The organism is Microcystis sp. LE19-195.1E (genome assembly GCF_027532095.1).
In the GTDB taxonomy this organism is placed as follows: domain Bacteria; phylum Cyanobacteriota; class Cyanobacteriia; order Cyanobacteriales; family Microcystaceae; genus Microcystis; species Microcystis aeruginosa.
Genome location: NZ_JAPZSZ010000105.1, coordinates 1 through 6712, shown reverse-complemented (window position 1 = coordinate 6712; position 6712 = coordinate 1). Strand labels below are relative to the sequence as shown.

The 6712-nt window shown below is 46.6% G+C and carries 6 protein-coding genes and 1 pseudogene; 6 read left to right on the top strand and 1 reads right to left on the bottom strand.

Annotation, left to right across the window (positions count from 1 at the left end):
- Nucleotides 1-322: 322 nt before the first annotated feature.
- The 6 genes and pseudogenes from pstC to O9300_RS06395 all read left to right on the top strand — a co-directional run.
- Nucleotides 323-1264: a phosphate ABC transporter permease subunit PstC gene (pstC, locus tag O9300_RS06420; protein WP_002803518.1), complete on the top strand. Its 942-nt coding sequence runs from the start codon at nucleotides 323-325 to the stop codon at nucleotides 1262-1264.
- 5 nt (nucleotides 1265-1269) lie between these two features.
- Nucleotides 1270-2160 carry a phosphate ABC transporter permease PstA gene (gene pstA / locus O9300_RS06415; RefSeq protein WP_002803517.1) on the top strand — a complete coding sequence of 297 codons (891 nt, stop codon included), beginning with the start codon at nucleotides 1270-1272 and terminating at the stop codon, nucleotides 2158-2160.
- A 121-nt stretch (nucleotides 2161-2281) separates the two neighbouring features.
- The gene (pstB, locus tag O9300_RS06410) at nucleotides 2282-3079 is read left to right on the top strand and encodes a phosphate ABC transporter ATP-binding protein PstB (RefSeq protein ID WP_287970719.1); all 798 of its coding nucleotides are present in this window, start codon (nucleotides 2282-2284) and stop codon (nucleotides 3077-3079) included.
- A gap of 72 nt (nucleotides 3080-3151) precedes the next feature.
- Entirely contained in the window at nucleotides 3152-4243 is a 1092-nt protein-coding gene (gene cax / locus O9300_RS06405) for a calcium/proton exchanger (RefSeq protein WP_287970717.1), read from the top strand.
- 136 nt (nucleotides 4244-4379) lie between these two features.
- Nucleotides 4380-5096, top strand: coding sequence for a cadmium resistance transporter (locus O9300_RS06400; protein ID WP_287733405.1), 717 nt, complete (start codon nucleotides 4380-4382; stop codon nucleotides 5094-5096).
- Nucleotides 5097-5351: 255 nt separating this feature from the next.
- Nucleotides 5352-5492 (top strand): annotated as a pseudogene (locus tag O9300_RS06395) (DUF4277 domain-containing protein); the annotation flags it as partial.
- Between the two features lie 221 nt (nucleotides 5493-5713).
- On the opposite strand, the gene O9300_RS06390 reads toward O9300_RS06395, so the two are convergent.
- Nucleotides 5714-6712, bottom strand: a 999-nt coding sequence (locus O9300_RS06390; RefSeq protein WP_287970714.1) for an SAM-dependent methyltransferase, incomplete at its 5' end; no start/stop codon positions are given.

Genomic DNA, 6712 nt, shown 5'->3' with positions numbered 1-6712 from the left:
GATTCCTAAACCTCACGATTTAAGTTTCTGCTTCCACCACCGTCGCATACCACAGTTAAAAAACCATGTACTGTCTTACACAGAGTCCACAGACTTTCGCCCCATTTCAGAAGCCCGATTCCGTGTGTCCCACGGTACGTTTCCAGCTAAACGCTTCTTGTACTTGTTGCTTAGACTTTTTACCCGGCCAAGCTTTTCTGGTCGGAACCCCCTAAGCCGAGTTTTCAAGGTGCTGCGCCGTCCACTTGGTTTTCGAGACTGGCCTCTTAATTCTAACGTAAAGCCGCCGTAGAACGGCGGGGTTTCAGACCCAAAATTTCCCATGACCACTACCGGTTCTTTTGATGACTCTTTGTTCGCAAGAGGGGATTCTCTTCTCAAGCGAGCCTCCGATGATGTTCCCGAGAAAATTATCGGAACGATTTTGTTCGCCTGCGCCCTTGTATCTGTAGTCACCACCTTCGGCATCGTCGCTATTATTTTCAAGGAAACTGTCGCTTTTTTCCAGGAAGTAAGTTTCGGGCAGTTCTTCTTGGATACCCAATGGACTCCCCTTTTTAATCCTCCCCGTTTCGGGATCTGGCCGTTGATTAACGGAACCGTTTTAACCACGGTCATCTCAATGGTGGTCGCAGTTCCGTTGGGATTGTCTTCAGCGATTTATCTGGCCGAGTACGCAACCCCGAAAGCAGCTTCTATTCTGCGTCCGGCCGTGGAAATTTTGGCGGGAATTCCCACCGTAGTTTACGGTTACTTCGCACTGATCTTTCTCACACCCTTACTACGGAATTTTTTACCCGTAGAGGTTTTTAACGCTCTGAGCGCGGGATTGATGATGGGAATCATGATCACCCCGACCGTCGGTTCGATCAGTCTAGACGCGATTAAATCGGTTCCCCGTTCCCTGCGCGAGGGTTCCTACGCCCTAGGAATTACCAAGCTGGAAACAATTTTCAAGGTGGTTTTGCCGGCCGCCCTATCGGGGATTATGGCTTCGATTATTTTGGGGGTTTCCCGTGCGGTGGGAGAAACCATGACCGTCCTGATCGCGGCGGGCGCTCAACCTCGTCTAACTTTCAATCCACTGGAATCGATCGCCACCATGACCGCTTTTATGGCCCAGGTTTCTAGTGGAGATGCCCCGAGAGGGAGTTTCAATTTTAAATCCATCTATGCGGTCGGTGCGGTGCTTTTCCTGATCACTCTGGCACTCAACATCGGCAGTTATTGGATTTCTAATCGCTTTAAGGAAAAATACGACTAATTATCATGGTTAAATCTTCTCCTGCTAGGGATACGGCCGTCTTTAACGATCGACTCGAAAGCCGAGAAACCATCGGCAAAATCTACGAGTATATTTTCTTGATCGGATTACTCATCGGTCTATTCGTTCTCGCTCTACTGTTGCTCAATGTCTTTCATGACGGACTGGCCCGCCTACTCACCCCCGGTTTTCTCACGGAAACCCCCTCCCGTTTTCCCGAGCGCGGGGGAATTCGCCCCGCGATTATCGGTAGCCTCTATTTGGGAGTAATCGTGATCTTGGTAGCGGTGCCCATCGGGGTGGGCGCTGCCCTATACCTAGAAGAATACGCCCCGAAAAACTGGTGGACGGCGCTGATCGAGGTGAATATCGGCAATCTGGCCGGGGTTCCCTCGATCGTTTACGGTTTACTCGGTTTAGGGGTCTTCGTCTATTTACTGAATTTCGGTTCTACCCTACTTTCCGGGGCCTTAACCCTATCTCTACTATCGCTGCCAGTCATTATCGTTGCGGCGCGGGAGGCGATCCGGGCGGTTCCCGATTCCCTCCGCCAAGCTTCCTACGGTCTAGGCAGCACCAAATGGCAGACGCTCCAACACCATGTTTTACCCTACGCGGTGCCGGGGATTCTCACGGGGGTAATTATCTCCGTGTCGCGGGCGATCGGGGACGCGGCCTCGCTAGTGGTGGTGGGAGCGGTGAGTTTTCTGACCTTCGATCCTGGTTTATTCGAGCGATTTATGGTACTGCCCATTCAGATTTTTAGTTATGTCTCCCGTCCTGAACCTGGTTTCGCCAATGCCGCCGCTGCAACGATTATCGTTCTGATCCTTTTGATCATGGCGCTGAACGCCATCGCCATCTATCTACGTCAACGCTATTCGACACCGAATTAGGGAAGGCAGCAGGCAGCAGGCGGGAGGTTAGATAAGTCTATTTAACTTCTTAATTGCCCACTCCTCTACTCCCCACTGCTCCCGAAACACATCTTTAACCATACTCAGGAGAATTTTTGCCATGACTACCCACCTTAACCCAGATCACAGTGTTTTCGAGGCGGAAGGAGTGAAAGTTTTTTATAATGGATTTCTCGCTCTTCTGGACGTTCATATTAAAATTCCCGCGCAAAAAATCATCGCCTTTATCGGGCCGTCCGGTTGCGGGAAAAGTACCCTCTTGCGCTGCTTTAACCGAATGAATGATCTGATCCCCGGCGCCAAGGTGGAGGGAAAACTACTTTACCGAAATCAGAATATTTACGATTCGCAGGTCAATGCGGTCAAGTTAAGGCGACAGGTGGGGATGGTTTTCCAACGTCCGAACCCTTTTCCCAAGAGCATTTACGAGAATATCGCCTACGCGCCCCGAACCAACGGTTATCAGGGAAATCTTGATGAATTGGTCGAGTATTCCCTGCGGCAGGCGGCGATCTGGGAGGAAGTAAAGGACAAACTGAAAGAAAAAGGAACGGCACTATCGGGGGGACAACAACAGCGTCTCTGTATCGCCCGTGCGATTGCGATGAAGCCGGATGTTTTATTGATGGATGAACCCTGTTCGGCCCTCGATCCCATCTCTACCCGTCAGGTGGAGGAATTGTGCCTACAACTGAAGGAAAGTTACACGATCATCACCGTCACCCACAATATGCAGCAGGCATCGCGGATCGCCGACTGGACGGCATTTTTTAACACCGAAACCGATCCCTCCGGGAAACGCCGGGGAAAATTAGTCGAATTTAGCCCCACGGAAGTTATGTTCGGCAATCCGCAAACCGACGAGGCCCGGGAGTATATTACCGGGCGATTTGGGTAATTGAAACAGAAAAAAAGCCGATAGTCTGTTTTTCACAACCGTGCGCGGTTTTATGCCGAGACACCCATTGCTATGAATAGAAAGGACTGGATTTTCGCTATTTTGTTGGTTTTTGTCCCGATCTCGATCGCCTGGAATTTCCTGCGTTGGGACGTGACGATCGTTTTCCTGAGTGCCTGTCTAGCGATTGTTCCCCTGGCCGCTTACATGGGAAAGGCAACCGAGGAAATCGCCGTCGTGGTCGGTCCCAATCTCGGCGGTTTAATGAACGCCACCTTCGGCAACGCCACCGAATTAATTCTCGCCTACGCCGCCCTGGAAGAGGGTTTGATCGAGGTGGTGAAAGCGACGATTACTGGTTCAATTATCGGGAATCTGCTGCTGGTAACGGGCTTATCGATGTTTTTCGGCGGCTTACGCTATAAAGAACAGAAATTCCAGCCCGTGACCGCCCGTTTAAATTCCTCGTCGATGAATCTCGCCGTGGCAGCGATCCTCCTACCCACGACCGTTCAATACACCTCCGCCGCAATCGAGGAGAGCGTCCTACAGCGCCTCTCGGTAGCGGTGGCGGCGGTATTAATTTTTGTGTATGGTCTGAGTCTGCTGTTTTCGATGAAGACCCATACCTATCTTTACGAGGTGGGGGTCGCGGATCTCGATGAAGATCCGGGAGAAGCCGTGAGGTTGAAAAAGCCGAATCTCTGGCTCTGGGTGGGGATATTACTGCTCGTGACGCTCGGTGTGGCGGTCGAATCGGAATTGTTAGTTAATACCCTAGAGGAAGCCACGCATAAATTAGGATTAACGACCCTTTTCACGGGGGTGATCCTGCTGCCAATTATCGGCAACGCGGCCGAACACGCCACCGCGGTTAGGGTCGCCTTAAAAGACAAAATGGATCTGGCGGTTTCCGTGACGGTGGGTTCGAGTCTGCAAATCGCACTTTTTGTCGCGCCGGTTCTCGTAATCGCGGGTTATTTCCTCGGTCAGCCGATGGCTCTCGATTTTGATCCGTTTGAATTGGTCGCCGTCGCCGTCGCGGTGTGGCTGACTAACTCGATCAGTAACGACGGTCGCTCGAACTGGCTAGAGGGTATATTACTCGTCGCGACCTACGCGGTGATCGCCCTCGCTTTCTTTTTCCATCCCGCACAGGGATAAAGCGATCGGTCGTCGGAAATACAGTTTCTCGATCGGGATAGGTAGTAAAATTCTCCCGTTCCAGAACCTTTGAAGGAAAAGCCGAACAAGGTTTAACGAACGGAAAAACCCGACGGCCATCTTAAGGAAAAAAACGATGATCGAGATTGTGATTGCGATATCTACCGGTGTAGCGGCATTCGTCGCCACCAACCTCGACGATATATTGATCCTGACGATTCTCTTCAGCCAAACTGGGAAACTCTTCCGTCATCGCGATATCGTCATCGGTCAGTATATCGGCTTTAGTCTGCTTGTTATTGCCAGTTTAGCGGGGTTTTTCGGGTGTTTTCTCATCCCTACTCAATGGATTCGCTATCTAGGCCTCGTTCCTGTGATTCTCGGCATCTTTTCCCTTCTCAAAGAAGAGGAGAAGGAGGAAGAGCCGGAGAATGTCGAAGTCAACCTAGAGGGTGCGAAACATTCCCCCCTCGGCCGTTGGTTTGACCCGCGCACCTATAGCGTGGCTGCGTTGACCGTCGCCAACGGCAGCGATAATATCGGCATTTACGTTCCCCTTTTCGCCAGTAGTAGCGTAACAAGTCTGATCGTTATCGTCAGCGTGTTTTTGATTCTGGTGGGGGTTTGGTGTGCGTTCTCGCGTAGCGAGCGCTTTGCGTTCGCCTACGGGTTGACCAGCGTGCCGACCATCGCCACTATTCTAACCAGTCAGGGAAGTACCTTCGTTCCCTGTGTGCTGATCGGTCTGGGTATTTTTATCGTCAAAGAAAGTATTTCCCTCGCGTTTTTGGCCTTAGCAATTAGCTATCTCTGGGCGATCGTCGGTCGCAGTAAGGAACTTGCAAAAAAATAAAGTACCATTTATTTCCAAGGCAGAATCATCACATCCCAAGAGGGTAATTAGGGTTGGCTGAATAATGGTAAAACCCTTTTAAAATAAGGCTTTTGACCTGTTAAAATCCGATGTTAGTGCAATCAAAAACCTGGCATCATCCTTCTTTTAGTACATAAACTGGTACAAAAAAAGAGGGCAAGAAAGCCTGAAACGACCCGCTGCTGACGACCGACGACCGACGACCGACTCCTAACCCCACCAACAAACTTTTTGCCGCAAACCCTATTTAGTCAATTTTTTGAAGACAAAGCTGTAGAAAAATTATTAGGAGATGAGATTAAAAGTGAATATTTAAACGATGATAAAATTGGTAGATTCTTGGATGAAATTTATCAAATAGGATTGAATAGTTTATTATGGGGGAGTAAAACAAAGATGGTTAATTGTAGAAAGTGAATCAAGAAAGAAAAGTGATTGGCAAAGGCTAGAAGAAAAAATTAAAAAAGAAGAATCAAAAGCTGAAAAGTTACTCAGGAAATTAGAAAAAGAAGAATTGGAAAATCTAGCGGTCGTTCAAGATAAATTGAATCAGATAAATAAGTTGCTTAAATTAGCCTTAATTAAGGAGGTTCAAGTTATTGAAATAGTTTCAAATTCTCGGCTAAAACCGATAAATTTAAACTATTTAAAATCTGGGTTTTTATCGGTCTTTTTTCATCCCAAAATATCAAGGAGGAATAAAATTCTCTGCCTAGGGAAGAATTGAGAAGCTGTAAGTTTTTTTGAGCGGTATCTAAATCATCGAAGCTTAAAAAGTAAACAGTATCATCGAAAATAACGGGTTGATTTTGATAGGGTAATATAAGGTTAAAATTCAGTTTTTTATAAAGTCCAGAAATGGCGATTTTAAAAGGTGAGAAGCTGTAAGAACCCACACCAAATATGCAAAAGTCTGGCTGATTTTGATAAATTTTGCTCTTTCTGTCTAGAAAATAATTTTTATGATTAACTAAATATTGCCAAGTTTTTGGTGCTATATCCCGTATATTTTCTGTAGATTCACCGATAAACTTCTGAGTTACCAAAATGTATTTATTGATAACCTTTAGGCGATTTTGTGCCACATCTGAACCTTTAAGGAGAGGATAAAGATAGGTGGTTTCAAGATTAACGACTTCCTTTAAACCATTGACAAAAATTCCATTAACTAACTGCAATTCCATGACTTTTGAGCAATCATGTTTAATTCCTGAACGCCATTTTTCTTGAGGATGCTTATGATATAAATATTTTAATCTAGTAAAAGCATTTAAATCTCTGACTAGGATATTATTTTGATAACCAATGCGCTGAAATTCCCCTTCTTCAAAACTATTGAAAACATCACAAAAGTAATTGTCTGAATGAGAATCAAATTGACAAAATAGAAGACAAGCATCTACATTTGCTTGAAAATATTTTTGAGTATTGATCGGATAAATTGCCGAGTAAACGAGATTAATTTTCTGAGTATAAATATAGTTCAAAATTTTTCTAGAAACGGCTGTTTTGCAGATAATTGCCAGATAAGCTGAACGATGATTAAGACATTCAATCAATTTAATTAACATCCATTCTGAAATATCAAAGTTACT

Coding starts and splice junctions, on each gene's coding strand:
- pstA (WP_002803517.1), top strand. CDS start 1,270: ATGGTTAAATCTTCTCCTGCTAGGGATACGGCCGTCTTTAACGATCGA.
- O9300_RS06400 (WP_287733405.1), top strand. CDS start 4,380: ATGATCGAGATTGTGATTGCGATATCTACCGGTGTAGCGGCATTCGTC.
- cax (WP_287970717.1), top strand. CDS start 3,152: ATGAATAGAAAGGACTGGATTTTCGCTATTTTGTTGGTTTTTGTCCCG.
- pstC (WP_002803518.1), top strand. CDS start 323: ATGACCACTACCGGTTCTTTTGATGACTCTTTGTTCGCAAGAGGGGAT.
- pstB (WP_287970719.1), top strand. CDS start 2,282: ATGACTACCCACCTTAACCCAGATCACAGTGTTTTCGAGGCGGAAGGA.